At 66.5% G+C, this 22,597-nt stretch carries 19 protein-coding genes and 1 tRNA gene; 11 read left to right on the top strand and 9 right to left on the bottom strand.

Features of this window, described 5'->3' with window-relative positions; all coding sequences use genetic code 11:
- Nucleotides 1-390: 390 nt before the first annotated feature.
- Nucleotides 391-753 (bottom strand): YciI family protein, encoded by a 363-nt coding sequence (locus VGB75_02965; protein ID HEY0165980.1) that lies wholly within the window; start codon nt 751-753, stop codon nt 391-393.
- A gap of 60 nt (nt 754-813) precedes the next feature.
- Here VGB75_02965 and VGB75_02960 point away from each other — a divergent pair, with 60 nt between their 5' ends.
- Nucleotides 814-1,125 carry a DUF6069 family protein gene (locus VGB75_02960; protein ID HEY0165979.1) on the top strand — a complete coding sequence of 104 codons (312 nt, stop codon included), beginning with the start codon at nt 814-816 and terminating at the stop codon, nt 1,123-1,125.
- Between the two features lie 16 nt (nt 1,126-1,141).
- On the opposite strand, the gene VGB75_02955 is transcribed toward VGB75_02960, so the two are convergent.
- Genes VGB75_02955 through VGB75_02930 form a run of 6 tightly spaced genes read right to left on the bottom strand, consistent with a single transcriptional unit; the run spans nt 1,142 to nt 5,197 of the window.
- Nucleotides 1,142-1,339 (bottom strand): ferredoxin, encoded by a 198-nt coding sequence (locus tag VGB75_02955; protein ID HEY0165978.1) that lies wholly within the window; start codon nt 1,337-1,339, stop codon nt 1,142-1,144.
- Between the two features lie 11 nt (nt 1,340-1,350).
- Nucleotides 1,351-2,562 (bottom strand): NADH-ubiquinone oxidoreductase-F iron-sulfur binding region domain-containing protein, encoded by a 1,212-nt coding sequence (locus tag VGB75_02950; GenBank protein HEY0165977.1) that lies wholly within the window; start codon nt 2,560-2,562, stop codon nt 1,351-1,353.
- On the bottom strand, nt 2,562-3,209 hold the full coding sequence (locus VGB75_02945; protein HEY0165976.1) for a hypothetical protein: 648 nt from the start codon (nt 3,207-3,209) through the stop codon (nt 2,562-2,564). The genes VGB75_02950 and VGB75_02945 overlap by 1 nt, the downstream gene beginning before the upstream one ends.
- Nucleotides 3,206-4,180 (bottom strand): FAD:protein FMN transferase, encoded by a 975-nt coding sequence (locus VGB75_02940; protein HEY0165975.1) that lies wholly within the window; start codon nt 4,178-4,180, stop codon nt 3,206-3,208. Before VGB75_02940 ends, VGB75_02945 begins: the two co-directional genes overlap by 4 nt.
- On the bottom strand, nt 4,177-4,614 hold the full coding sequence (locus VGB75_02935) for a hypothetical protein (GenBank protein ID HEY0165974.1): 438 nt from the start codon (nt 4,612-4,614) through the stop codon (nt 4,177-4,179). Before VGB75_02935 ends, VGB75_02940 begins: the two co-directional genes overlap by 4 nt.
- Nucleotides 4,607-5,197 (bottom strand): hypothetical protein, encoded by a 591-nt coding sequence (locus VGB75_02930; GenBank protein ID HEY0165973.1) that lies wholly within the window; start codon nt 5,195-5,197, stop codon nt 4,607-4,609. Before VGB75_02930 ends, VGB75_02935 begins: the two co-directional genes overlap by 8 nt.
- Nucleotides 5,198-5,618: 421 nt before the next feature.
- On the opposite strand from VGB75_02930, the gene VGB75_02925 reads away from it, so the two are divergent.
- The 9 genes from VGB75_02925 (at nt 5,619) to VGB75_02885 (ending at nt 18,549) form a co-directional block, all read left to right on the top strand.
- Complete coding sequence (locus tag VGB75_02925) at nt 5,619-5,816, top strand: hypothetical protein (protein ID HEY0165972.1); 198 nt, start codon at nt 5,619-5,621, stop codon at nt 5,814-5,816.
- Nucleotides 5,817-5,884: 68 nt separating this feature from the next.
- Complete coding sequence (locus VGB75_02920) at nt 5,885-6,943, top strand: crosslink repair DNA glycosylase YcaQ family protein (protein ID HEY0165971.1); 1,059 nt, start codon at nt 5,885-5,887, stop codon at nt 6,941-6,943.
- A gap of 571 nt (nt 6,944-7,514) precedes the next feature.
- Nucleotides 7,515-12,809 carry an ATP-binding protein gene (locus tag VGB75_02915; GenBank protein ID HEY0165970.1) on the top strand — a complete coding sequence of 1,765 codons (5,295 nt, stop codon included), beginning with the start codon at nt 7,515-7,517 and terminating at the stop codon, nt 12,807-12,809.
- Entirely contained in the window at nt 12,806-13,969 is a 1,164-nt protein-coding gene (locus VGB75_02910; protein HEY0165969.1) for a hypothetical protein, read from the top strand. The genes VGB75_02915 and VGB75_02910 overlap by 4 nt, the downstream gene beginning before the upstream one ends.
- A gap of 431 nt (nt 13,970-14,400) precedes the next feature.
- Entirely contained in the window at nt 14,401-14,799 is a 399-nt protein-coding gene (locus VGB75_02905) for a hypothetical protein (GenBank protein ID HEY0165968.1), read from the top strand.
- Nucleotides 14,796-15,149 (top strand): hypothetical protein, encoded by a 354-nt coding sequence (locus tag VGB75_02900; GenBank protein HEY0165967.1) that lies wholly within the window; start codon nt 14,796-14,798, stop codon nt 15,147-15,149. Before VGB75_02905 ends, VGB75_02900 begins: the two co-directional genes overlap by 4 nt.
- A gap of 100 nt (nt 15,150-15,249) precedes the next feature.
- Nucleotides 15,250-16,470 carry a hypothetical protein gene (locus VGB75_02895; protein HEY0165966.1) on the top strand — a complete coding sequence of 407 codons (1,221 nt, stop codon included), beginning with the start codon at nt 15,250-15,252 and terminating at the stop codon, nt 16,468-16,470.
- A gap of 1,119 nt (nt 16,471-17,589) precedes the next feature.
- Nucleotides 17,590-17,916 (top strand): DUF4365 domain-containing protein, encoded by a 327-nt coding sequence (locus tag VGB75_02890; protein HEY0165965.1) that lies wholly within the window; start codon nt 17,590-17,592, stop codon nt 17,914-17,916.
- 57 nt (nt 17,917-17,973) lie between these two features.
- Entirely contained in the window at nt 17,974-18,549 is a 576-nt protein-coding gene (locus VGB75_02885) for a hypothetical protein (GenBank protein ID HEY0165964.1), read from the top strand.
- Nucleotides 18,550-18,706: 157 nt separating this feature from the next.
- Here the strand turns inward: VGB75_02885 and VGB75_02880 are convergent.
- Nucleotides 18,707-18,780 (bottom strand) — tRNA-Met (locus VGB75_02880).
- 111 nt (nt 18,781-18,891) lie between these two features.
- Nucleotides 18,892-21,963 carry a UPF0182 family protein gene (locus tag VGB75_02875; protein HEY0165963.1) on the bottom strand — a complete coding sequence of 1,024 codons (3,072 nt, stop codon included), beginning with the start codon at nt 21,961-21,963 and terminating at the stop codon, nt 18,892-18,894.
- A gap of 9 nt (nt 21,964-21,972) precedes the next feature.
- Here VGB75_02875 and VGB75_02870 point away from each other — a divergent pair, with 9 nt between their 5' ends.
- The gene (locus VGB75_02870; GenBank protein ID HEY0165962.1) at nt 21,973-22,554 is read left to right on the top strand and encodes a PPA1309 family protein; all 582 of its coding nucleotides are present in this window, start codon (nt 21,973-21,975) and stop codon (nt 22,552-22,554) included.
- The last annotated feature ends 43 nt before the right edge of the window (nt 22,555-22,597 follow it).

Genomic DNA, 22,597 nt, shown 5'->3' with positions numbered 1-22,597 from the left:
GCGCGCCATGGTCATGGCGCGCCGACACCTGCACTTCGAAGATCAACGGTTCTTCTTGCCCTTGATGACGTGCGAACGCAGGATGGACTTCGACATGATCTTGACCCCCTCACCAGTTGAGACGTGGCAGTGAACCGGAGTGTCGTGCTTGAGTCGCGAGCAGCGAATTCTGGTCGACCGCGCAAGTCCGGACGTAGCGGTTGGCTGCTGACAAAAGTGTAGAAGTCGCCTCCGGTGAAAGCAACGATGTCGGCCGTACCCGGATGGTCAGGCGCCCAGACCGGCTCGGCCTGCGGGCCGTCCAGCCCCGCGACCGCGCGGTACAGCGCGGCGACCGGCGACGGATCGAGCCGGGTCAGCTGGTTGCACAGCGCGACGTTTCGGACCGGCTCAGGCGATGCCGTCGAACGGACGGACCTCGACCTTGCCCCGGCACGCCTTGGACCCCTCGGCCGCAAGCTTGAGCGCCACGTCGAGGTCGGGCGCGTCGATGACCCAGAAACCCCCGATGACCTCCTTGGACTCCAGGTAAGGACCGTCGGTCAGCACCGGAGTCTCGCCCTGGCCATCGACGACGGTCGCGGTCGATGCCGACTGCAGCCCACCGGCGAAGACCCAGTAGCCATCGGCGCGAAGCTTGTCATTGAAGGCGCCCGTCGCGGCGAAGGCCTCCTCCATCGCCTCCTTGGAGCCGTAGTTGCCGTACTCGCCCATCTCGGCGGGGCCGTGCACGCTCAACAAGTAGTGCGTCATCACACTTCTCCTAGTTCCGGGCGGCCCCGATGACCGCCTTCCACTCCACTACGAACGGCCATCCGCCAGCACGACAACCTGCCACGAGAATTTTTTGCGGTCGGTTCTTCGCCAGGCCTACACCCCGCGCCGCTGCTCTTCTCCCTCACCGGCGTCGGCATAGCCGCCGTTCTGGCGCGCAAGGCGCGTCGGCCGCGGGCCGCGTTCGTGCGGACGGCCCTCATCCTGACCGCGCTGTCCTTCGTCCCGGATCTCACGTTCGGCTTCGACGCCGGCTCCGCCGCCACCCTGATCACGCTGGACATCGTCGCCGCGGCGATCGTGGCGCCGACCCTGGCGGGACGCTTACGCGCCGACCGAGCACATTCGTGACTAAGTGATGACCGGGTCAGTCCACACCCGCCTCTCGCACGGACAACGCGCGATGCGGACATGCCTTCGCCGCCCGGTTCGCCTTGGCCGTCTCGCCGTCATCGAGCGGCGTCCTCGGCAGGATCGGATAACCCCACCTGTCCAGACGCACCAGGCCCGCCGCCGCGTACGCGCACATCCCCACACCGCGACAGATCGTCGGGTCGAGCGTCATTCGCGCCGTCATCAGTGCAGGCACCTGCCCCGGTTGACGTGGCTGTCGACGTCGGCGGCGAAGCAGGCCAGGGCCGTCGTGGTGATGTTCACGGCCGCCTCCGGCAGATGGCAGGCGCCACGTCCAGTGACCTCGTCGAGCAGTTCGCGCACCCGGCGCAGGCGACGGCGCCCGCCGCCGCCGTCGGCCACCTGCCGGAACAAGTCGGCCAGGGCAGGCAGGCCGAACATGCACGGCCCGCACTGCCGCGCGCTCGCAGCGGCGAGATAGCGGTCCAGCTCGGCGGTGAGGCGCAGGCCGCACCGATCGCGGGCGAGCGGGATGAGGATGCCCGCGCCGAGACTCTTCCCGAGCGCCGACAGCGGCAGGCCCGCGGCGTCCGACCAGGGCAGCCACTGCCCGCCGTACCCGCCGAGCAGCACTGCCTGCAGCGTCTTCGGGTCGACACCGCCGGCGAGGACGGCGTCGGTGATCCTCGCGTCCGGCTCGATCTCGATCACGCTCTGGCCGCCGTCCCCGGTGATGGTGAGCAGCCGGGTGTCCGGAACGAGTCTGTCGCGCGCGGCGAGGGCGATCCTGGCGAGTGTCTCGACGTTGTGCAGCAGTGTCGGGCGGCCTCCCACGCCGCTGACCGTGGCCGGCGCGTGGCGGAACATCGGCAAGGCGGGCCCGCCGGACAACGCGCGGATCACCGCGCTGGACTCGCCGGTCAGGTATCCGGCCGGACCCACCTCCACGCGGATCGCGGGGCGCGGGCCGTTGCGCTGACGTTGCGCCAGCGCCTCCCGAACCGCGAGCTCGGTGCGGTCCTCGCCTTCGTGCAGCCAGATGACCATCTCTGTGGCGCCGACCGCCTCGGCGGCGATCTCGATGCCGTCGAGCACCAGGTGCGGGCGGCTCTGCAGGACAGCGGCATCCTTCGCGCTGGCCGGCTCACCCTCGGCGCCGTTGCCGACGACCACACCTCCCGGCGGCTGCGCCAGCATCGATCGCCACTTGGCCGCGACCGGGAACCAGGCGCCGCCGCGGCCACCCTCGCCGCGTGTGTCGATAACGTCGATCAGGCCGGCCGATCCCACGGGTCGCGGGCCGAGCCGAACGGTGTGCTGGTGCAGCGATTCGGCGAACACCGCCTCGATCGGCACGGCATGGACGGGATCGAATCGGATCGGAGCAGGAAGCAGGCCGGCCCCGGTCGCAAGGCGGGTCTCGGACGAGAACATCAGGTTCCCTGCCCGACGACCGGGCCGCGGCGCTGCGGCGAGATGGCGAGGTAGCGACTGGCGGCGACCGCGATCACCAGCCCCGCGGTGACGAGGTACCAGGTGAGCAGCGCCGCCGAGTCTGTGCCGGCCAGCACGGCGTGTGCCCAGACTCCGACGATGCTGAGGATCGCCACCTTGTGCACCGGCCACCACGCTCGCGGGCCGATGCGCGGTGCGAGCGCTGCCGTGATCCCGGCCGCGAGGCCGAGCCACATGCCGAGGAGTCCCAGCGTGACGGGAACCGGGCGGTACTGCGAGCCCATCGGCGCCAAGACGCCGGCCCAGCCGACACCGGCATGGTGGTCCGTGGCGAGCACAGCGATGTGCAGCCCGGTCATGACGAACGCTGCCGCGGCGAGCGCGGCGTGCACCCGGATGCGGGTCAGCGTGCTCGGCCGACCGAACTCCGCGCGCCAGGGGTGCGAGAGCAGCAGCCCGGCGAGGACGAGCAGCACCATCAGCAGATAGGCGGCCAGGCCGGTCGCTCGCCCGACGATCCACGGGGCCATCCGATTGCCACTCACCGCGGTGGCGATCTGCCCGGCGAACACGCCGACGACCGCGCCACCGGCGATCGTCGCGACCGTGGACACGACCCGGTTCACGGCCGGCTCCAGATGAGCGCCGGCGCCAGGTCGTCGGTCGCGCCGATCCGGCCGTCGTCGCGCACCCACAGCGCTGCGATTCCCTCAGCTGTGGCGACGGAGGAGATCTGATCGGCTCCGTGCAGGAACAGGGCCTTGCTCCAGACCTCGGCCGCGGCGGGGTCGGACCCGACGACGGTGACCGACGCCAGCCCGCCGGCGCTCGGGCCGCCGGTTCGAGGATCGATCAGGTGATGAGCGGTTCGGTCACCGACCTGCCACCGCCGAAGCCGCGTCGACGACGTCGCGCACGCCTGATCCCGCACGGCCAGCACGGCGACCGGGTCCGTGCCGCCGAGCGGGTCCTCGACCCCGACCGACCAGCCGCGATCGGCCGGACCGGCTCCGGCGAAGTACCCGTCGCCGCCGGCGTCGACGAAGAACGTGTCGGCGCTGGCGCGCAGCAGGTCCGCGGCCCAGCGAACTGCCAGCCCCTTCGCGATGCCGCCGAGGTCGACAGCAGCCGGGCCGACCGCGACGGCGCGGGCGGCAGCGTCGAAGCGCGGCTGCCACGGCAGCACCCGGACGCTGCGCACCGGCCGCTGTGGCTGCCGTGACTGCTGTGACTGCCGTGCCGGGAGCGAGACGGGACCGGCGCTGAACGGCAGGCTGGTGTCGTAGCCGAGCTCGACGAGCTCGGTCAGGACCCGCGGGTCGAACAGACGGCCGGTGCGCACATGCGCAGCCGCCGCCTCCTCGAGCGCGGCATAACACCACTGCGGCACCGGGTGCCAGCTGCCGGCGGCGTTGGCTCGCATGAGCGGGCTCGCCGGGTCGAACCGGGTGCATTGCGCCTGCACCTCACCGAACAGCGCCTGGACCGCGTCGACGGCACGCTCTGCGTCGGGTCCGGGACGCTCGACGCGCACGCGGGCGGTCGTCCCCATCGTGGCGAACTGCCGGACCAGCGGCTCGGTCAGCAGCGCGGTCATGACGCCCCCGTCGAGGCGTCCACCGGTGGTGGGGGTGGCGCGGGTGCGGGCGGGGCGGCGGGCGGCGGCGCAGCGGCGGGCCCGGGTGCCGCGGGTAGGACCTCGACCGGCGGCCCGGCGGGGTCCACACGCGGAAGCTCGATGGGCGCTGCAGCTGCCTTCGCGAGTTCGGAGTTCACCTGCGCCAACTGCGCACGCAGACGCTTGAGTTCGGCGTCGGCGGTCGTGCTCTGGCGGCGCAAGCGAGCGACGGCCGCGTCGTCCGCCCCGGTTGCGGGCGTCGCTGCCTTAACCGGCTTAACCGGTGACGCCTTGGCGGCCGGTTCAGGGCTGTGGTGCAGCGCAAACGCTGTCGCCGCGGACAGCAGTGCGGCTGCGCCCGGCGCCACGATCGCCGCGACCGTGCTCGACCGGGAGCGGGTGCGCTCAGTCATCGTCGTCGCTCCCGCCGTGCCCGCTGGAGTCGCCGTCGCGGTCGCTGTCGTTGTCGCTGTGATCGTCGTCGTCATCGCCGCCGTGCCCGCTGGAGTCGTCATCGCGGCCGCTGCCGCTGTGATCGTCGTCATCGCGGCCGGATGATCCGGAGTGATGGCTGTCGTCGTCTCTGTCGTCGTCGGAACCGGAGCGGTGATCATCCTCGGCATGGTGATCGCCGTTGGTGCGCTGCGCCGGCGCCTGGGCGGCGGCAGCCGGCGCCAGGACCCGGATGTGGGCGGCGGCAGCCGGCGGCGCCGCTGCCCGGCGGGCGGCATCACCGGCCTGCGCACGCTTGGCCGCGAGCGCGGCCTGGGCCTTGGCGATCTTGGCGCGCAGCTCGGCGGCCGTCTTGCCCTGGGCCGCGAGCCGCGCCTTGACCGTGGCGCTCGCGTCGGGGCGGTTGCTCGTCACCGCACCGGTGACCGGGCCTGGCGGTTCGGATCGGCCGGCGGCCGCGACCGACAGCGAGATGGCGATGACGCAAGCGGTGATCGCGGTGACGACCACGCCCGTCAGCAGCGTCCGGGGAATTTGTTTCATGTTAAGTATTTATCCGTATCGAAGGGGCGCTGCTCAATACGACGTTGGGGCTAGAACCACCCTGGTGTGCGAGCGCTCCTGGCTGGGTCAGGCGGCAGGCTGGCTTCGAGCGCCCTCACCAGGACCGATGACAGACCTAGGAAGCATCGGCGCGATCACTCCTAGGAGCTAGTACTAGTACTCAGGCGCCCAAACTCGACCAAGCAGCGTGAAACGGCGCGTGGTCGGCTCTATTGCGCTCATGCGGCGAGACCCCAACCGGAATACTGACCGATCGCCAGGTCAACGGCGTCTGGGACCGCACCGGGCTGAGCGTCGCTATCCGCCCGTTACAGATAGTGCAGCTCACTCGTGGTCAGCCCTTCGCCCGTATGGTGCTGCTGCACCGAGATTCGCTGCAAGCCAAGCTCGAAGAGGTGACATGAGCGCGCCTACCACGGTCGTCCGGGACAAGCTGGTGGCCGCCGGTGTGATCGCCGGCGGCGTGCTGGCGCTACTGCCGGCCGAGACACGGGTGGCGCTGCGCCTGCTCTACTCCATCTTCCAGCTGCGCGCGACAGCGTCGCCCGGTCTCGCTGCGACCGGCAAGGACCTAGCGCAGCCGGCGGTGCCCGCGTGAAATCTCCCCCTGTTCAAGCCGGCGGGGAGCCTGCTGACCTCAGCGCGGCCGAGGCACGCGCGTTGGTGGTGGCAGCCCAGTTCGGCGGCGAGCCTGCCAAGGACAGCGCCAGGGTCTTGCGTCGGCTGGGGTTGCTGCAACTCGACGCCCTGCGCCGCGTCGACCGGGCCCACCGGCTGACCTGCCTGGCGCGGATGCCGGCGAACGCCTCCGTGGAATCCGTCGACGGTGGGCTGTGGTCTAGCGGTCCAGCCCGTGCCTTCGAGACCTGGGTGCACGCGGCCTGCCTGGTGCCCGCCGAAGACTGGCCGCTGCTCCGCCTGGCGCGAGCCAAGACCGCTGACCGCGAACGCAAGCCGGATGAGGCGGCATGCGCGGAGGTGCTGGCCATCGTGGGTGGCAGCGAACACGGCGTCACGATCCGCGAGATCGAGGGGGCCGGCCCGCGCACTGACGGGTGGGAATGGTCTGAGCGCAAACGGGCGGCTGAACACCTGCTCTGGTGCGGCGAGCTGATCTGCAGCGAGCGCCGGGGAAACCGACGGGTCTATGACCTCCCCGAACGACGCCTCCCCCAATCCGTCCTGGAAACCGAGCTATCCCGCGAAGCCATCCTCGAGACCATCGCCACCCGGGTCCTGAACGCGACCGGCGTCGCCACCACCCAGGACGTCGCCGTCTACTACAACCTGACCACCGCCGAAGCCGCCGAAGGCCTGGCGAGCTGCGGAGCCAACCCAGTCACGGTCCAAGGTTGGCCCACACCGGCCTGGACGCTGCAGAAGGACCCACCCGCACACCAGCTCCTGCCGGAAGCCCGCCTGATCGGCCCCTTCGACAACCTCATCTGGGACCGCGACCGCACCCGCCGCGTCCACGACTTCGACTACAGCTTCGAGGCCTACAAGCCAGCCCACAAAAGGGTCTACGGCCATTACGTGATGGGAGTGCTCGACACACACGGCCGCATGCTGGGCCGAGTCGATCTCAGAAGACAGGCGGGTGCACTCGAGGTGATTCGATCCTTTGCCGAACCCGAAGTCGATGAAGCGCATCTGGCCGCCGGCGTTGCCAGTGCAGTCGCCATTCTCACGGCGCAGATGAAGGACGTCATCCCGTCGAGTTGATTAACGACGTGCGTGGCTCTAAGGCCCTGCAACGAAAAAACCAGCGCCCTGAGGGCGCTGGTTTAAACCGACTACTTGTGGTAGTCCTGAGTCGGGTTTCGTTGAACATCGCGTGCCTCTCGGCGGAGGGTGCTGCTGTGGCGTCGGAGCCGTCCCGGTTCGCCAACCCACGCCGGTACGTCCGCACTCGCGTGACGGCTGGCTTAATCATGGACGTGACGGCGAGGTATGAACGCGGTGAGTCGATGCGCAACATCGCGCTGGCACTCGGGATGGGCAAGGCGACCGTACTGAAGATCCTTTATGCAGCGGGAGTTCCCATCAAGCCAGCTGGTCGCCATTACTGAGACTCGTATCCATGCATGGCCATAGGGACTCCACCCGCACGTGAAGCCATCGTAAGATGCGCAGAAAGGACACACGCCCACACGGTGCGTCGCCGCCCATTTGATAGATCGGGTAGCAGCCTATCTATGCGACGATCAGGCCTCCTGATCTTGACGCGGCTCGGACCATGAGCCCGGGGAGCTCGAATCGCAGGGCTTGGGATGGCCGGAGGACCGCATTGAACTTGAGGGCCACGCACCACGGGTACGCCTACCAGGACCTCGTATGCGGTATCGCGCTCGTCGATCTTGCTCTCGGGTCCGCCGAGTCCGTCACTGTCGACGCCAAGAGGTTCGCGGGCGACCGGTTCGACGACCTCACCATCGCTTTCCGTGGCCGCCGACGCGTCCGTCTGCAAATCAAGCACACCGTTACCGACCGCGAGCTGACGAAGGCCACGTTCACAGCAGATGCCCGCAACCTGAAGCTGGACAAACTCTTCAACTCCGTCCTCCACGACCTGACCGACGCGCCAGAGACGACATTCCGTGTCGTCGTTCGCGACGGACACCCCGAGGACGACCTTGCAAGAGTTCTCAAGCCAATCGACGTCGGCCGGGATCTCGGCGATCCCCTCGTAGGACTGTCGACCTCCAGGTACCAGTTTGATCCGGAGGAGCTTGCGGCCAGCTCGCCGTGGAAGGACCTAGTCTCTCACCTGAGCAAGCAGGAGCTCGACGGCGTGTGCCGGCAACTGGTCATCGACACGAATGCGCCACAGTCCTCCCTCAGCTTCGCCGACCCAGGTCAGGTCGAACGCGTGCTCTTGCGACGCGCCACAGAAGAGCTCGGTGCCGGCCGGCCTCCGAACTCCGGCATCTCGCCGGAAAGCGTCGCGCGAGCGCTCGCGAGCGCTGCCACCGGCGCACGCGCAATCGACGGGATGGTTGCCCGCGGCAAACTTCTCCCTGAATTGGGCCTGGTCACAGACTTCGGCGCAGTTGTCGAAGGCCATCCCGTAGAGGCCGCTGTCGCCGTCCATCGCGACGGCGCAGCGGCTGAGGTCAGCAAGCACATCGAGTTGGTCACCCCTGCCGGTGGCCGAGTCGTGGTCACCGGCGAACCCGGCGTCGGGAAGTCGTGGCTGTGTGAGCAGCTCGCCGACACCTACCGTCAAGAGGGGTGGATCGTCGCCAGGCACCACTGCTGGCTCGGCCGCGACGACGTCAACCAGGCCGAGCGGCGAGTTCTGACCAATGTTGTCATCGGCAGCCTCCTGCGCCAGCTCGAGAAGGCGATGCCTGGGGCTACCGTGGGACTACAGCCGAGGTTCGCCGCGACCATCGACGCGCTCACCTGGGCTGTCGGCCGGTGCCGTGAGATCGATCAGGAGCGCAACGTACTCCTCATCGTCGATGGCCTCGACCACATCGACCGCATTCTCGGACGGAACACCAATCAAGCTGCCGACCCCTCTCGATTGCTTGTCGATGAGCTTGCTGGCATAGACCTACCCCCAGGCGTATCCCTCCTTCTCGCCAGTCAACCAGGTCCACACCTGGCTAGTTTCGACCTATCCAACGGTCTCAGTGGCTCGGGCGGCGCTGGTGGATCGGTCCGAATGCCGCGTATGTCGCGGGACGAAGTGCACACGCTCGCCGTCAAACACGGAGTCCTTCCCCCGCCAGGTAGGGGCGACGCAGTCGATGAGGACGACGAACGCGCCATCGTCGACCTCGTCCATGAACGGTCCGGCGGGAACGCCCTCTACGCCACTTACCTGTGCCGACACGCCACACGCGTCTCGCCTCTGGAAGCCGCTGGCAGCGAGCCGGTGACTGCCATCGACATGGTTGGCCGGCTCATGCAGGTCCCGGTTAGCGCCAACGACCTTGACGCTTACTACAAGCACCTATTGGCGGGAATGACGGAAGGCCAGCACTACGCAATCAGGACCCTGGCGTTGTGTGACTTCGCGTTGTCCGCCGACGAACTCGGCGAGGTCCTGCCTGCCGTCAAGCCCCTGCTTGGTCCGGCGCTCGACACGCTGGCACCGGTTTTGAACTCTCAGCCCAGTCTCGGTGGACTCCGTATCCACCATGAGAGCTTCAGCCGACATATCCTTCGCGATTGGGACTCTGGAGCGGTCCGATCCATCCGGCAAGCCGTGGCCGCCTGGCTGACGGCGCGGGGGTTCCTCGCCGATGCCCGCGCGTTCCGGCACCTGCCTGACCTGCTCGCGCGCCTGAACAGATACGACGAGCTGAAAGCCCTTATCGAACCTGGGTTCGTTGCCGACGCCATTGAAGCATTCCAGCCGCCCGAAGCGCTCACGAAGGTGGTCGGCATCGTCGCTCGCGAGAGCCAGATGCGCCTTGATTGGCCCACTCTCATCACCTGCGTGGAGACACGCAAGTCTATCGACACCTACGAGAGCGAGTCGCTGACAGACTCCATTGTCCAGTACGCAGACGTCGTGGTGGCCATCCTAGGCGCCGATGCCGTCGCCGAGAGGATGATGTACGAGGGCAGAACCACTTTCGAGGCTCGCTGGGGTCTGCGTATCTGCGCCTCCGTCGACCGGGCCGGTGCCGCCGCGCCGTGGAAGGCCTACATGGACGCGTGGAAGTCCGAGTCCGAGCGCAGCACTAAGTACTCCTCCGACAGCGACGGCAGTCTCCAGCTCGCGCTCCAACGTGGTGCGCTTCGTCTCCGCGCCCAGCGGCGCGACTATCCGGCCACATTCGTCAAGGAGATCGCAGCGCACCTCCAGTGGGACCATGAAGCATCGCTCGGCGAGCTCGTCGAGGTGTTCGCCTCCGGGCTCCCTGCTGGAATGATGCTCGAAGTTGCGGCTGCGATGACCGACCCAAGCAAGGCCGCGCAGGTGTACCTGACACTCGCTGACCTCGCCGCCACCGGCGAACCGGGGCTGCCCGCCGCGTCCGACCTTGCCCGCGAGGCATGGAACAGGGCGCCGGGACTCAACATCGCCTGCTACCTCAAGCACGGCATCGCGCCGACCGACGTCGTGGCGGGTATGGGGTGCGCCGACCTCGACGACGAGCTCAACACCGCGACCAACGCGGTGCTCGCGAGCGGGTCGGTCAAGGAGGCGGACGTCGGGCACTGGTTGTCGCTCCTCGCCCTGGCGCACGGGATCGACCGGTCCCTGCCGCTCAAGCAGTTGGGCAAGCTCGGCGGCCCCGGCTTCTACCGCGCCTGGCTGCGCTACGCGGTCGCTACCGTCGGTCTCGCCGATGATGTCGCGAACGACGCGATCGCTCCCAAAGCAGCATCCAGCGCCGTACTCGCCGCGCTGGATGACCTCGCCGCCCAGTCGCACAGCCCGTTCATCGGTGACCCCGATGCGAGCAGGCTCTACTTCATCCACCCACTCATCCACCAGGTAATCGAGAACTCACTCGCCGTCGTAGATCCCGATGACCTCGATGAGATCCTCGTACGGTTCATCTCCATCGGCGACGGAACCACCACCGTCACCAACCTCGGCACCCCACCGAGCGGGCCGCTGGTTACCAACGACCTGCTCGACATCTTGGCCAGGGCATCGGACCACATCGGAGTTGAGTCCGTCCATGCGCTCTTGGACGTCGTCGAGGAACGGCGCGAGGACGCCAACGCGGGGTACGGAGAGTCAGCCGCGTTCGAGCTTGCCCTCGCTCGTATATGCCATGCCGCGGACGCAACCGCCGAAGCTGCCGCGAGGTGGCACAGAGCGTGCCACTTCCTCTCTTGCTACGGCGGACACAAGGACCCGACCTTGTCCGAGCTCACCGACAGCCTCGAGGACATCGCCTCTGCCGACCTCGATGTCGCCCGAAACAGCCTTGCCAAGCTTGTCGACCTCGTCTATCTCGTCGTACAACACACCGACGGTCGCGACACCTCCCACTACGTCAACCAGTGGTGGGAACGTGCGGCCGATATCGACCCGACCGCGGCCGCGATGGACGGCGCTGACGTACTGCTCAGCACCGTTGGGCTCGAAGACTCGCGGGCACACGCCGCGCACAAGCATCTCCTAGCGCACCAAGTCTCGACCGGCGACCCCATTGTCCTCGCAGCGCTGCGCCTCACCGTTGGGATGAGCTGGCGGGACCCGAGCACGGACACCGAGCTGTTGACCCGGCTCGCCGGCGAGCTCGGAGCCAGCCCCAACGCGGACGCAATGCTCGCTATCGTCGCCAACAACGTCGCCGCGAGCTACGACGACCAAGCGATGCGCTATGCCAGCGGCCAATCGTCCGCAGTCGTCACGCCGGAACTGGTGGACGCCGTCGTCACGCTCGGCGGGCCGTCGTTCGCATCTCGTACGCCACGACCCGAGGACGACCGCTCCAGTCGGCGCTGGGACTCCGAGTCCCGCCCGGATCCGCTGGAACTACAGAAGCGCATCGTCAGCGACCAACGGCCGGTGATTCCCGAGGGACGTGCGGGTGTTGTACTAGCCGCGCGCGAGCATCAAAAAAAGCGGTACCGCGACGAGATCGTCGCGCCTAGCTGGACGATCGATGCGCTCGCAAACGCCATCGGCTGGCGGATCATTGAGGCGACTATCAACCATGGAGCCGCAGCAGGCATTGAACTTATCGATGGCATCGCTCGCGAAGTGGCCACCTATTCCGACAATGAGCTCTTCGCGGTTATCGGTGCCGGTCTCGCGCTCCGGGCCGACGGCCCGCCGTCGGAGGACCTTGACGGGGAGGCAAAGGAAGAACCGAAGAAGGACCTGAGGAAGGTCGCAGCGTACTGTCTGTCGCTCGCCTACATCCGTATCCGTGGCGGGGGTGGGTGGCGCGCCTTCGCTGGCCGAGAGCGAGCCGACCTATGGGCCACTGCCCACGCTCTAGACCCCAGGACCGCGGAAGCCGCGCTGGCGGCTGCAGTCGCCGGAACCGTCGCCAGCAAAGCCACGAGCACCTACGGCGTCACCCAGGCCATCGTCGCCGCGCTCACCGTGACCCCGACCGGCGCGATCGGCGCCGGTGACAACTCCGCTTGTGGCACCGCGGCCGAGTGCTGGAACGCGGCGTTCGCCGTCATCAGCAACCGCCTGCCCGGTGACGCAGACCGGTTCGGCCACACGTACAGGCCAACCGCGACGCCCCACTTGGCCGAGATGCTCGCCGTTGCGATGGCAACGTTAGCAGTTGCGACGGTTGCGCAGCCGATGCGCGCAGACCTCCGCCAGGCGCTTCTTGCCAGCACGCTCTTGCTAACCTGCCGACCCGACGTCGGCCAGGCCGCGGTCGCACATGTCCTGGCTGCCGACCTCGACAGCGGCCGTGCCACCTGGCTGCTGGACGTGGTTCGTACCTGCCTGCGTGAGGGCGACCTGACCGACGATCTGGCCGCGGTCGCAACCCAGCTGGCGGCTACCGACTTCCTGTCGGTTCGCGCAGCCGCCACTTCGGTCTTGACAGCCCATGACCGACCGGTGCCCGAACTACCCGCTAGTGAGCCAGCGCCATCGGTCCGAGCTGCGTTTAACGACTTAATGGACGAGACGCGATGACTCGGGACGGCGAGTCGCGCGAGCACGCGGAGGGCCTTGTCCGTTCCTTCCTCGACGAACGACTCGGATTGGCGAATGAACCGCCCGGGCTTCGCCAAGCCGTCGTCGAAGCGTTGAAGGACAGGGTCGAGGAAGTCCGTAAACGGGGCAGTGGGCAACTCAGCCAGTTGAGGTCGGCGTCTTCGACGCGGATGCCTGACGCGTACCTCCACGATGAGGTTGTGCTCGAGGACGAACTCCAGCGTGGAGCCGCCGGCCTTCGCACCGCGCAAGCGCTCGAGGGTGGCCGAATGCGCGACCCTGTCCGGTTCGAGCAGGTGCTGGCACGTCGACTGGCGCCGTCCGCGCAGTGGGCGATGCGTGAGGAAGCGTCCCGCGTGCCACGGCCCCCGACCCGGCCAGAGGGCTTGTGGTGGTCACTGAGCCCGATTCCCTGGGTCGAAGACGATTCGAAGTGGCCACCGCCTGGTGCCGTTGCCGAGACCAAGCAGCTGGCCGGTACAAACGACGAGCCGGTGCGGGTTGTCGAGGAACCGTACGCCGGTTGGGTCCAGCTGGGGCTGCTTGAGCGGCAAGCGACTCTCGCCAGCACTTACCCCGACGTTCCCACGCGGCGGCTGCTAATCGTGGCCGGTCTCGAGGCACCTGGCAGCAACCCGTCCGACGGAAGCCTCCCGCTCGCCGCGGCACGTCCACTGGCCTGGATTGCACCACACAACCGGCTCGACCCCGACCTGGACTCGCGCGACGCGCACACAGCCCTCGCGGCCGGGGGGCCGCTTGCCGCGGTCGTCGACTACAACCTCGAGCTGGGTGCGCCTCACCGTCAGCGAGGCGTCGGCCTCCACCCGTTCGCTCTGACTCCGAGGTTCGAGGTCGTCGTACTCCTAGGGCTACGCCCGGAGCGCCCCGCACTGAGACACGTTCTTGTTGACGACGACGGGCCTGCTCTTGTCGGCCGCGTGTGGCGCGGCTTCCTCGTCCACGACGGCAACTACGACCCCCTCGTCCCAGGAGTCCACGGCGCCGACCTCATCCTGCGATCCGACCTTTACGATAAGCTCAAGGCCGCCTTGGGCAAGGAACGATTCGATTTGCGGTTCGGAGCCACCCTTCGCGAGGGCCCTGATGAGGATCTAAACGACGAGTCCGACGTCTGAATTCGGCCCCTACCAACGTCCACCCGCGGCGTCATTCTGGGCTGGTGTGCAGCACGCCCGAACCAGGCGAAGCGCGCCTGCCTGCCGCGGACACCTCATACGTCAGCGCCGTGCTGGCCGAACCGTCCAGGTTCGCCAACCCACGCCGGTACCTTCGCACCCGCGTGACGGCTGGCTTAGCCAGGGATGTGAGGGCGAGGTATGAACGCGGCGAGTCCATGCGTACCGCTCGCGCTCGCGCTCGGCATGGGCAAGGCCACCGTGCTTAAGGTTCTTCACGCCACGGAAGTTTCCATAAGCCAGCCGGCCGCCACTACGAGTCCGGGATAGCAGATGCCCTCACCATGCAAATTTCTCCGTATGCGTTCTCTATTTGCGTTACGTACTCTGGCCTACTAGGCTCCTTGCACACGGCGAACGAGGAGCGGCGCATGGCAGCAATGGTTCAGGTAGATGATCAGACCTACCGGTCGCTGGAGTTCGCTGCACGCATCGGCAACATTTCGACCGGCGCGGTCGTGGCAAAGCTGGTGGCGGCTGCGAGCCTGCCCGAGCCGGCAAAGGCGGCAGCCGACGTATCAGGGGCTAGCGTCCCTGTCTTTGTCACGTACGAAGGACATCGGACGGACGCGGCGTATGACAGGCAGACGAAGCGTATCGATGTGACTTCAGGTCCGCTGGCGGGCCGCAGCTTTAAGACGCCGACCGGCGCTGCACGAGCCATTGTCGGCCACTATAAGCCGAGCATTTCCCCCAACCGCAACGGCTGGTCGTTCTGGACGATCAACGATGGGACCGGCCGCCTGCTGCAAGAGATCCGCTACTCATGACCATGACCCAGCTTGAGCAACGATTTCACCGAGATACGGTGACCGGCGCAGAACGACTGAAGCGCGAGATCGGCTACAACCCGACGCGGTTCATGCAGATGGTCAGCGAGCACGGGGGGCCCGCCGCAGCACGGCAGCTCCTGCAGGGCAGAGACGCCAGTGATGGATTTACGACGCTGCGGGAGCACCGTCGACTCGATGTCAGCGTCGAGGCGTTCGTGCTGCTCCCTTGGTATCAGGGATTGTTCTCCGACGCTGAGCGAGACGCCGCAGAACGGCGACTGACCGAGCATGGCTTCGACATCGAGCGATTCGTCCGAGACGCCACCAGCCAAGATGAGACGTCATGAGCATGCCGGACTTCCAGGTGAGCTCTCGTGGGGCCTCGCTCACTGGGCATATCTGTCCCGTGGTAGCCGCTAGCGCGCTGACGAGCTAGGTCGGCAGGCCGTGGATATTTCCGAAGCCATGCAGATCGTCAGCACGTCGTTCACAGTCCCGGGCCGAAGTGACCGTAGCCTGCTTACGAGCATCAGCAACGCGTCGAACTTCGTCCCTCCCTCAAAGGCTCTCATGGCCGTCCCTTCGCTAAATCAGGGAATTACATTGCGGCCGATCGACGCGCTGCATCAGCTTTCCTTTGTCACGGCACCCGCGTACCAAGATGACGTTTTCGACCAATACGTGCAGTGGGGCCTGCATCGCTACCTCGGATTCTTTGATCGCTCGTACGGCGCGGCTTCGCAAGTCGACCTGCGGCTCAGCGCGGCTGGCGCCCGAATCGCCGGGAACCAGCGCCGTGTGACATCTGAGGACATGGGGATCGGGTTCGGCGCGATACTGGGTCAACGCTGGCTCGCTCGGACCGGCGGAGCTGGCTCCGCGATGACGATCATCGACATCGATGTCGCCCTCAGCAACCGGTATGTATACGCCGCCGGCAGGAGGCAGGTAGTCCAGTCGAGTACAAGCCGTCGGCCTGACTACTTGATCATCGGCCAAAATGCTAGTAACCCGCGTCGCTATCTGGTACGAGCATTGGAGTGCAAAGGAACGAAGTCGAAGGGCCACGCCATACGACAGCTTGCGGGAGCTGTCACGCAGCTGGAAGGCGTGAGCGTGGGCGGCCATATACCGCGGGGGCTCGCCGTGAGCACGATCACGGCAGACGATGGCGTCTCGTACCTCGCGGTCGATCCAGACGACGGTGAACTGTCTTTCGACGTCAGCTCTAACAGCGTCGAGCAATATAGCAACTTCGTTCTGCAGGACGAGTCCAAGGAAATTCCTGCCGGAGTCGCAGTGCGCGGATCATGGGCAGTCCTCGCTGACTTCGGCGGGAACATAGCTGCGCTGAGTCGATGGGCCCCCTCAGCCATGCTTGAACGCCGGTGGAGACCGCAGCGAGATCGACTGACTATCCAGACGCCCTTCGGTCTCGCGCGCGGCACCCGAGTCACGTTCAACATCGATGGAAGGCAGCTCGCCGTCTGGCACGCGATTGCCACGACCGTGGACCAGCAACTGGCAAATGGTTCAGTTGAGGAAGTAGCCGATGCGCAGGCTGCATTCGCTCAAGACAGGGCACAGTCGGACGACCATGAAGCGTCGTCTGATGCAGTGTTCTCGGCAGCTCCCGACGGGTCGATCTTCGCGTTAACACTCGAATAGACCGGAGGATGTTGGTGCCCACCTGCGCGTTCTGCGGCTATTTCGGCAAGCTCACGGGCGAGCACGTCTTTGGCGACTGGGTGGCTCGCAGCGGCTTGGATTTGGAACCTGTACCGCATGGAGCAGGCCCGCTGAACCACGTCGGAAAGCTCATGGGGACGCGCCCACCGTTTCGGCAAACGGTTAAGGACGTCTGTGGAACCTGCAATCACGGTTGGATGAGTCGGCTTGAAAGCATGGCTCAACGCGTGCTCACGCCGTGCATCCTGGGGCAGCCGTCGCAACTGTCATCATCCGACCTCGGGGCCGTCGCTGCGTGGACGCAGAAAACTGCGTTGACCGCCATGCTGGTATCAGCCGAGGAGGATCGAGCCACAGGGTACGGCCTCTCGCCCGATGAGTACCACGCGCTGCATAGGTTGCGGGACGATCTTCGCCCGCTGCCCGCGAGTCAGTTCTGGCTTGGTCGGTATGTCGGCGGCCGGGGCTGGTCAGTCCGGGTAACGCCCCTTGTCATTGAGGCGACAGGAATGCCCGAGCCGGAAGCGCCGCAGGGCTACGCCATGACGGTGTTTGCTGGGAGAGATGATTCTTCGGGGCGTTCGCTTCACCCCACCAGCGCTAGACCTTACGTTGACGACCCGCCACCGGATGCCTTCGATATGGCCCGGGGCGGCCGATGTGGTATGGCCGAGCGGCGAAATAATTACCGATACGGACTTCCTTGACTTCGCGGTTGGCAAAGATTTAGTCGTAGCCCAGGATCATCTCGAAATACGGCCCTGGGCTCCTGCCACCGAGCTCCGCGCTAGCAGACTTGTAGACGGGCGGGTCCAGCTTCCAACGGCGTGCCACAAGCATGTCGTTAACTACCCAGCGGAGCTGGTCGAGGAGGCTCGATGCGGACGGTACTACGCATTCATAACGCGGTGTAAATGTCCAGCCTCGTACCTGATCCTCACCGCACACGATGGCGCTCGTTGTAAGGCAGCTGGGGCAAACCAGGACATCGAGGCGCTGTACCGCTCGCTTCAAGGCGAGGAGTGGGAGCTGCGGGACAAGCATGGTCCGTTTACCTGCAAAATCGTGTCCAACACAATCAATTGAGAGAATGAGTCCGTGCCGATCCGAAAACCGTCAGCGAAGGTCGCAAGCGTCGGCGTCACGCGAACGCAGCTGTATGTCGAAGAGCAACTCGAATGGCTGTTCCGCCGACAGCCGACAGAGGACTACGGCATAGATGCCCACGTCGAGATCGTCGATGGCGAGAACGTCCGCGGTCGCCTGCTCGCCCTTCAGATCAAGAGTGGCGCAAGCTGGTTTCGAGAGCCGACCGACGGTGGCTGGTGGTACCGCCCAGACGAAGACCATGTCACGTACTGGTCGCACCACTCGCTGCCCATCGCCGTCGTGCTATACAACCCGGTCAGCAAGGCATGCCACTAGCAGCTCGTCAACGCTACGACCCTCGAGCAGAGCAAGAACGGCGGTTGGAAGCTACGCGTGCCTGAGACAAATTTGCTCGACGCAAATGCAGCTGAGGCATGGCGCAATGCAGCGGACGGCGATCCCTACGAGCTACGCGTCCGCGAACTTCGGCTGGCTAAGCCCTGGATGGAAATGTTGGCGGACGGTACGCGTCTTGTCGTCGACTTCGAGGAGTGGATCAACAAGAGCTCTGGTCGCGGCTCGATCTCGATTGGGATCGACCATGAGGACGGCAACGAACCAGAGGAACTCGTGGCTTGGCATCTGTGGGTCGGCCCTACGAGTTATGCAGAGTCAATTCCACAGTTCTTCGCGTGGGCGGACGTCGACGTCCACGAGCAGACCTACGACGAAGCCGACCACGACCAATACGAGCAGGAATGCTCAACCTGGGATGAAGGCGAGCAGTACTTCACCGTGTCCTTCGACGACTGGCGTCGTGGTCGCGTGGCAATGGGCATTCGTCCCTACAGCAACTCGGCCGGCGAGGTCGATTACTACCGCCTCGAACTAACCCTTAGCGAACTTGGCAAGGCCTTTTTAATCGTGGACGAGTTTGCGACGAGCGGGCTTCGCCAGCTTACGTTGTAGAGCAGTCTTGTCCGGAGTCGGACGCATGAACTCGAAGACCTACCGACGACGCTGAGATCGTGGTTTGACCCGATCCGGTCACCTGGTGCTCGTGGACGTGACGAAGCCAACGATTGAGGGCCCGGACGCTTCCGCGTCCGGGCCCTCAATCTGACAGTAGCGGGGACAGGATTTGAACCTGCGACCTCTGGGTTATGAGCCCAGCGAGCTACCGAGCTGCTCCACCCCGCGTCGTAAGACCAACCCTACCCGCCCACCTGCTCACCGCCAAATCGGGGTCACCCCAGTGGTGAGGTGACCCCGATCGGGCAGCGAACGGGCAGAACTCAGGCCCGCAATCAGCTACGACGGCGAGGACGAGGGCTTCGGCGACGGCGACCCGTTCGCGCCGGACTGAGACTTGAGGTAGGCCTCGGTCAGCCGCTGGACCTCTGCCTGCGCCTGGCCGATGGCGGCGAAGTCACCGCTGCGGTAAGCCGTCTGCAGCCTGGCCAGCGACGCGTTGAGCTGGGTCACGATCTGCGCCTGGCTCCCAGTGACCGGCGGGGTGGTCGGCTCGGCCGTGGGCGGCGCGGAGGACCCCGACGCAGGCGGCGTCGGGCTGGGACTGCTGGTGCTGGGCGGCGAACTGCTGCCCGCGCCCACCCCGCCGTTGAGCAGCGAGACGCCGACCGGCCCCCGGCTGAGGTTCTCCAACGCGCCGGCGAGGTCGGCGGCGTAGCCGATCTTGTCGCCGTAGGCCACCATGACCCTCTGCAGGATCGGGTACCCGGTCGACCCGGAGGCCTGCACGTACAGCGGCTCCACGTACAGGAACGAGTCACCGATCGGCAGGGTCAGCAGGTTGCCGTGGATGACCTGGGAGCCGCCGGAGTCCAGCAGCGAGATGTTCTGGGAGATGGTGGCGTTCGAGCGGAAGGTGTTGGCGATCTGCTCTGGCCCCTGGATCACCGTGCTGTCAGGCACGTTGAGCACCGTCATCTTGCCGTAGTTCTCACCCGGGTCGCTGTCGACCGTGATGTAGGCCGCCAGGTTCGTGCTGTTGTTCACCTTCATCGGGGTGGTCAGCTGGAACTTGGGCTGGCCGTCCTTGGTCCCCGGTGCGCTGGCGAGCACGTAGTAGGGCGGCTGGGCCACGTTGGAGTCCAGGTAGGGGTCGTTGGGGACCGTCCACTTGTCAGCCACGTTGTAGAAGTCGGTGGCGCTGTCGACGTGGTACTGCTCCAGCAGCTTGCGCTGCACCTCGAACAGATCCTGCGGGTAGCGGACGTGGGCCAGCACGCTGGCAGGAATGGATTTCTTGTCCTGGACCAGGTTCGGGAACACCTTCTTCCAGCTTTTGAGCACCGGGTCATCGTCCCACTCGTACAAGGTCACCTTGCCCGAGTACGCGTCGACGGTTGCCTTGACCGAGTTGCGGATGTAGTTCACCTGGCTGTCGGCCTGTGACGCGGTCCGGTTGGTCGCCGTCAGCGAGTCGGTGGTCAGGTCGGAAAGGCTCTGCCTTTCCGAGTACGGGTAGTTGGCGATGGTGGTGTAGGCGTCGACGAACCACTGCACCCGGCCCTCGATCACGGCGGGATAGGGGTCGCCGTCCACGGTCAGGAACGGCGCGACCTTCTTGACCCGCTCACGCGGATCGCGGTCGAACATGATCTTCGCGCCCTTGGCGCTGGCGGCGTCGTTGAGCAGGAAGTTCGTCTCGCGGTACTTCATGCCGAACGCCAGCCGGTTGATGACGTTGGACAGCGACACCCCGCCGCTTCCGCCGTAGGTGTTCTTGACGTCCGCGCCGTCGTACTCGCGTGGCGCGCCGGAGGCGCCGACGATCGAGTAGTTGGGCAGCAGCTCGCCGTAGTACACCTGGGGCGTGGTCAGCTTCAGCGGTCCCTTCGGGGGGATGTCACCCTCGGTGAACTGCTTGGTGTTGGTCACATCGCTGCTGGCCGCGGCCGCTGCGAACCCGAAACCGTGGGTGTAGAAGGTGTGGGCGTTGATCCAGTTGGTCTGGTTGCCCGTCAACTTGCTCTGGTCCAGCTCGCGGACTCCGACCACGTAGTCGGCGACCTCGCCGTCGACCTCGTAACGGTCGATGTCGAGCTTGGCCGGAAAGCCGTACTGGTTGCGCAGCTGCTGGAACTTGCTGAACGTCGGTGACACCACGTTGGGGTCCAGGATGCGCAGGTTGGCCACCGTCGGATCGGAGGCGGTGAGCGCGGAGTTGTCCGGCCGGTTGGTCACCTCGTAGTCCTGATAGGTCACCTTGCCGCCGTCTTTGTCGGTGACGATGTCGTAGGCCTGCCGGGTGGCTTGGATATTCCGGTCGATGTAGGGGGCTTCCTTGTCACTGGCGTTCGGCTTGACCGTCACCTGCTGCACGATCGCCGGGTAGATGCCGTTGATGCCGATCGAGAGGATCAGCAGCACCACGAACGAGATGACCGGGATCTGGGCGCTCTTGAGCCACAGGCTGGCCAGCACCGCCAGCGCGATCAGCACCGCCACCCAGAACAGGATCATCTTCGCCGGCAGCGAGGCGTTGACATCGGTGTAGGAGGCGCCGGTGACCTTGCCGCGGCCGGAGAACACCAGGCCGTAGCGGTCCAGCCAGTAGGCGCAGGCCTTGAGCACGATGAAGAAGAACACCAACAGGGTGACGTGCCGGCGAGCGGCGATGGTGAGCTTGGGCCCCGGAGTCGCGATGCGGAAGGCGCCGAACAGGTAGTGCACAGCCAGGCTCAGCAGCAGCGAGAACACCACCGCGTTGAAGCCGAGCCCGAGGATCAGCCGGTAAGCGGGGTAGTCCCAGGCGAAGAAGGAGATGTCACGGTTGAACTGCGGGTCGGTGACGCCGAAGGTCTCGCCGTGGCGCCACAGCTGCCACACCTTCCAGTTGGCCTGGGCCGACATGCCGGAGGCGAGGAAGATCAGCCCCACCAGCCCGATGAAGATCAACCGCTTCCTCGGCTCCAGGGCCACCCGGTAGCGCTCCAGGTTCTCCTGCTCCTGCGAGATCGGCCGGAACGGCGGGCGCATCCGGTAGGCCAGGAACACATTGGCGCCGATGATCGCGGCCAGCGCGAGGCCCACCGTCAGGAACAGCACGATGCGGGTCATGAGGATGGTGCTGAACACGCTGCGAAAGCCCACCTCGCCGAACCACAGCCAGTCTGTGTAGACGCGCACCAACGAGCCGAGGGCCGACAGCAGCACGAAGAGCGAGGCCAGCACCCCGATCACGATCTTGCCGCGCCGCGACACCCGGATGCTCGGCATATCAGGCCGCATGGCCACGAGGTTCTCCTCACCTGGCGCCCAGCCGCCGCCAGCTGCGCCGGCGCGGTCTGGAACGCTCTCGATCTCGTCCTTCAGCAGCAACGTACCGAGCCGGGCACAGGTTCCGAGGGATGGCACGATCTAGCTATGTCTGATGACCAGTTTTCAGCCGGCCCCGCCCCCGAGCCCGAGCCCGAGCAGATCCTGCTCGAAGCCGTCGCGGCCGAGATCGAAGCCTACGTGGGCCAGGCCGGCTGGGACCTGGCGCCGGCTCTGTTCGCCCTGGTGCCGACCCGGGTGCTGGCAGCCGACCCCACAGCGGCGGGCCTGCTAGGGGCCGCCGCGGGCTCGGACCCGTCGGAGATATCCCCCGAGTCGATCACTCCGGTGGCCCAGGAGGAGCTGCCCGAGGGCCCGCTGGACGAGGTGCTGGCTCAGATCGGCTGGCCGGAGGAGGTGCTCGGCTGCGCGCTCAGTCAAGAGATCGTCCTGCTGCCCCCGTCGGCTGAGCCCGAACTGGACGACCTGACGGTCGCGTCGGCGGCCACCACCGCCTTGGAGCACCCGGATCGCCGGGAGGCCCGGCTGGTGGTGGCTGTGCTGCGCGGCGGCCGGTCGGCCAGCGTCCTGCGGCTGCGCGGCGCGGCCGAGGCGCCGGATGAGTTGCTGACCGGGCCGGAGCTGGCGCCCAACCTGGTGGCCGCGCTGAGCGCCACCCTGCTCGACTGAGTGCCAGCGCTGGAGGCGGCTTGAGCTCGGTCGTCGGGCTGAG

Source organism: Jatrophihabitans sp., from assembly GCA_036399055.1.
In the GTDB taxonomy this organism is placed as follows: Bacteria; Actinomycetota; Actinomycetes; order Mycobacteriales; family Jatrophihabitantaceae; genus Jatrophihabitans_A.
The sequence above is the reverse complement of the archived record's forward strand: the minus strand, read 5'-3'. Positions and strand labels throughout refer to the sequence as shown.

Bases quoted from the DNA above. Each gene is read 5' to 3' on its own strand.
- VGB75_02965 (HEY0165980.1), bottom strand. From the start codon at position 753: ATGACGCACTACTTGTTGAGCGTGCACGGCCCCGCCGAGATGGGCGAG.
- VGB75_02955 (HEY0165978.1), bottom strand. From the start codon at position 1,339: ATGACGCTCGACCCGACGATCTGTCGCGGTGTGGGGATGTGCGCGTAC.
- VGB75_02950 (HEY0165977.1), bottom strand. From the start codon at position 2,562: ATGTTCTCGTCCGAGACCCGCCTTGCGACCGGGGCCGGCCTGCTTCCT.
- VGB75_02940 (HEY0165975.1), bottom strand. From the start codon at position 4,180: ATGACCGCGCTGCTGACCGAGCCGCTGGTCCGGCAGTTCGCCACGATG.
- VGB75_02935 (HEY0165974.1), bottom strand. From the start codon at position 4,614: ATGACTGAGCGCACCCGCTCCCGGTCGAGCACGGTCGCGGCGATCGTG.
- VGB75_02930 (HEY0165973.1), bottom strand. From the start codon at position 5,197: ATGAAACAAATTCCCCGGACGCTGCTGACGGGCGTGGTCGTCACCGCG.
- VGB75_02925 (HEY0165972.1), top strand. From the start codon at position 5,619: ATGAGCGCGCCTACCACGGTCGTCCGGGACAAGCTGGTGGCCGCCGGT.
- VGB75_02910 (HEY0165969.1), top strand. From the start codon at position 12,806: ATGACTCGGGACGGCGAGTCGCGCGAGCACGCGGAGGGCCTTGTCCGT.
- VGB75_02905 (HEY0165968.1), top strand. From the start codon at position 14,401: ATGGCAGCAATGGTTCAGGTAGATGATCAGACCTACCGGTCGCTGGAG.
- VGB75_02900 (HEY0165967.1), top strand. From the start codon at position 14,796: ATGACCATGACCCAGCTTGAGCAACGATTTCACCGAGATACGGTGACC.
- VGB75_02870 (HEY0165962.1), top strand. From the start codon at position 21,973: ATGTCTGATGACCAGTTTTCAGCCGGCCCCGCCCCCGAGCCCGAGCCC.